Source organism: Peribacillus sp. (assembly GCF_059453735.1).
Genome location: NZ_JAZVJO010000029.1, coordinates 1 through 3830, shown reverse-complemented (window position 1 = coordinate 3830; position 3830 = coordinate 1). Strand labels below are relative to the sequence as shown.

4 protein-coding genes are annotated in these 3830 nt (G+C 38.0%); 3 read left to right on the top strand and 1 reads right to left on the bottom strand.

What is annotated here, in order from left to right:
- The first annotated feature begins 135 nt into the window (after window positions 1–135).
- The gene (locus AC52RT_RS00865) at window positions 136–1449 is read left to right on the top strand and encodes a sigma-54 interaction domain-containing protein (protein WP_495539004.1); all 1314 of its coding nucleotides are present in this window, start codon (window positions 136–138) and stop codon (window positions 1447–1449) included.
- A gap of 122 nt (window positions 1450–1571) precedes the next feature.
- Here AC52RT_RS00865 and AC52RT_RS00860 read toward each other — a convergent pair whose 3' ends face one another.
- Window positions 1572–2069 carry a DUF3267 domain-containing protein gene (locus tag AC52RT_RS00860; RefSeq protein WP_495539003.1) on the bottom strand — a complete coding sequence of 166 codons (498 nt, stop codon included), beginning with the start codon at window positions 2067–2069 and terminating at the stop codon, window positions 1572–1574.
- A gap of 341 nt (window positions 2070–2410) precedes the next feature.
- Between AC52RT_RS00860 and AC52RT_RS00855 the strand changes: the two genes are divergently transcribed.
- Window positions 2411–3562 (top strand): acyl-CoA dehydrogenase family protein, encoded by a 1152-nt coding sequence (locus AC52RT_RS00855; protein ID WP_340850247.1) that lies wholly within the window; start codon window positions 2411–2413, stop codon window positions 3560–3562.
- Between the two features lie 15 nt (window positions 3563–3577).
- Window positions 3578–3830: hotdog family protein (locus AC52RT_RS00850; RefSeq protein WP_495539002.1), on the top strand; the 253-nt coding region annotated here is incomplete at its 3' end.

Genomic DNA, 3830 nt, shown 5'->3' with positions numbered 1-3830 from the left:
GAGATTATTGATATTAATATGGAAAGAAATTGGATTACACAAAAAGTTACCTGTTTTAATCAAAATGGTAGTGAAGTAATTAAAGGGCAGGTTGTCGTCGTTATTTTAACCAATCAGAACTGATAGGTGATTAAAATGAAGAAAGCACTTTATTTAGGGAAAAGTAACAGTGAATGGGGTTTCCTTGAAACCGATAAAAATGACAAGCTAGTGAGTGCTTGTCCAGACTTTTGTGCTCATTTTTCGATTAACGAGAGCGATTGGGTGGGAGTTTCAATAAAAGAAATGGTCCAAAAGGTAGATTGGTATGACCGAAAGAAGGTCTTTTTTGGGATTGTTTTTGGCTACGCTTGTTTAGTTAGAATCATAGAAAGCAATCATCATTATGTATACCGTGTGATCGTTCGTGAGGATGATATCGATGTTTCCGAAATGATTTCATTTATGAATTCTATAGGTGCAACTAAAATGAAAAAAAGAACCTTGCCCAAGAAACTATACAGTTTTGAAGAAATTATGGGTGTTAGTCAAACGATTGACCAAGTTAAAGAACTGGCAGCTCGAATAGCAACCAGTAATTCTACCGTTCTTTTAACAGGAGAAAGCGGCACGGGAAAAGAATTATTTGCTCAGGCAATTCATGGATTAAGCAGCAGGAAAAACAACTCATTTGTAGCTGTAAATTGTGCAGCCATACCGGCAGAGTTATTTGAATCGGAGCTATTCGGCTATGAAGGAGGAGCATTTAGTGGAGCAAAAAAGGAGGGGAAGCCCGGCAAAATTGAATTAGCCCAGAATGGTACTCTATTTCTGGATGAAATATCAGAACTACCGTATCCAGCTCAAGGAAAGCTTCTGCGCGTTTTACAAGAAAGAGAGATCGAACGCCTAGGAGGAACGGATAGTAAAAGTGTTGATATTCGAATAATTACGGCAACAAACCGAGACCTGAAAGGGCTGGTTCATGAAGGGAAATTCCGTCAAGATTTATTTTATCGATTGTTCGTCTTTGATTTGAAAATCCCCTCTCTGAGACAAAGAAAAGAGGATATCCTTCCATTAGCTTATTCGTTCATTGATTTGTTTAATGATAAGTTAGGCAGAGAAGTAAAGTATATCGAGTTTAAGCTGCAGGAGTGGCTGCTGGAATATGAATGGCCGGGGAATGTACGGGAATTAAAGGCTTATATTGAAAGAGGAATGAACATTGTTGAAGGCGATACACTTACCTTAGACTCGTTAACTATTCAAAAAAATTCTTCCATTTCAGCTGAAGAACAGGCCATTTCTCTAAAACCTTTAGATGAAGAAGTGAGGAATGCTGAAATCAAGGCGATTAGACGTGCATTAACGGCGACAAAAGGAGATCGTACACAGGCCGCTCAACTATTAAACATACATATTGCCAGTCTTTACAGGAAAATTTCAAAGTACAAGTTAAAAGATTAGTAAAGTATAGTAGGGTTCTTCTCCTATAATCCCAAGTATACATCAATGGGATTCTCCAACCGATGTATAAGCGAAAGATTCAGAACGATTACTTTATTGATCTGAATCTTTCGCTTATTCTATTAGCTTTTATTTACTATATAATAGCCTCTGCAAAAAACTGTCTTCTTAGGTTTACTAGCAATTAAAAACGAATTATAGATATCTGAGGAAGACATTACTGCATTTATCCAACATACAAATAATAGAATGGCTTTTAAATTGCTTAATACATAGAACGACAATACGGCTGGAACTACCGATAACACAATAATGGGCAAACTCATAAAGAGCAAAAATCTCGTTTTTGATAGGATTGCATTCGTAGACAGCCAAAAAAATGTCCTGCTAACTGTTAAGCTATCCCCTTTTTTGTTTATAACAATAATGTGTAGACATTCGTGGATGACGAAGACAAAAATACCCATTAGGGTGAGATAAAAAATAGTAATATGAGTAAAACTTGTTTCAAAGAAAAAAGGAATCAGAAAAATGATGATCTGAAGCAGGTAAACAAACTTCATATAATGTTTACGGTACCAATTATTCTGAATAAACGGAGTCCAGTTTGACCAATCCATGCTTATCGGCGGTAAGTGGCGAAACCAATGTATAATAGGCGTTCCTCTCCCTCTTATAAACAATTTCCTATCATAAAACAATGAATATACTGCCATTAAACTGTTAGTAATAGTAGAAAATATGTGTGTTTATTTTAACACATTATACCAATTTGAAAGCAATAAAAATGCATAGTTGATGTATGTTTTTTATATTTATCTGAATTTTCGCATAAATGTGTCGCAAAATTGCGATAACTCTTATTTATGCGAATGAATGGAGCTTGTTGAACTGGTTTCCGTCACTGTATTTGGTTGGCATGATACTTGCAAATAGTATAGGCAAAGGAGGAGTGATGATAATGGATTTTTCATTCTCAGAAGAACAAGAACATTTTCGCAAAATGCTAAAGGACTTTGCGAAACAAGAACTACTTCCTAATTATACAAAGTGGGATCGTGAAGGGATCACCCCGAAGCATTTGTGGAAGAAGCTTGGTGAGTTGGGTGTAAATGGCCTTCGGATTCCTGTTGAATATGGAGGAAGCAGTGCCGACTGTGTTACAACAGGGATTGCTGCTGAGGAAATTAGCAAAGGAGATTTCAATCTAACCTACGCCGTCATGCTGAATGCCTTAATTGGAGAAATCATTACGAATCATGGAAGTGAAGATCAGAAGAGAGAATGGCTGCCAATGATATCTTCTGGTGAAAAGATCGTGGGAATTGCCATTACGGAACCATCAGCGGGTACTGATGCTGGGGGGATTAAAACGACTGCTGTACATAAAGGAAATGTTTACATCCTTAATGGAGAGAAATCTGGAATAAGCGTGGCGACGTCAGGTGATGCATTCATCATCTTCGCTAAAACAAATCCAGATTTGGGTAACCGCGGGATAAGTGCTTTCATCGTACCGGCAAACCTGCCGGGTGTTGAAACGAGAGGGTATGAAGATTTAGGCAATATTCCAATAAGCAGGGGTTCTATTTATTTAAATGACGTAGAAGTTCCTGAGGAGAATTTAATCGGTTTGGAGAATAAAGGGTTTGCTCAAGTAATGAACGGCTTCGATCTCAGCCGTTTATTAATTGGTTTGCAGTGTGTAGGGGCAGCCACTCAAAGTCTCGATGAAACAATAGAACATGTGAAGAATAGACACTCTTTTGGAAAACCGCTTGCTACTTACCAAGGCGTCTCGTTCCCCATTGTTACACATTTTGCTCAGTTAGAAATGGTGAAGTGGCAGGCATATCGGGGGCTTTGGCTTCGTGACCAAGGTCTGAAGCATTCAAAGGAGTCGGCATTAGTTAAGTGGTTAGGACCAAAATACAGCCAAGAAGCGATTCACGAATGTTTATTGCTGAATGGACACTATGCTTATACAAAGGAAATGCCGCTTGAACAGCGATTGCGAGATGTAATTGGCTTAGAAATAGGTGATGGAACCGCACAAGCGAATCAAATGGTGATTGCTAAAGATATCATAGGGAAAGAATTTCGTTCTTATTAATTGGGGACGATGGAGATGAAAAAAGGAGAAGATCGCTATTTTATTGGTCAAATTGCGAGAATGAAAAGAACATTTACCCTAGATGATGTTAAGAAATGGCGTTTTTTCACAAGAAATATCCATGTCTTTTATGAACAAGAAACATTACTTGAGAAGGAACGGGGGCTAATGGTTCCAGCTAACTTAAGTGAGGGATTAATATCAGAGGTTATCGGGATTGAACTGCCGGGAAGACCATATGTACTTATGCAAAAGGAGCTAGTCTTTA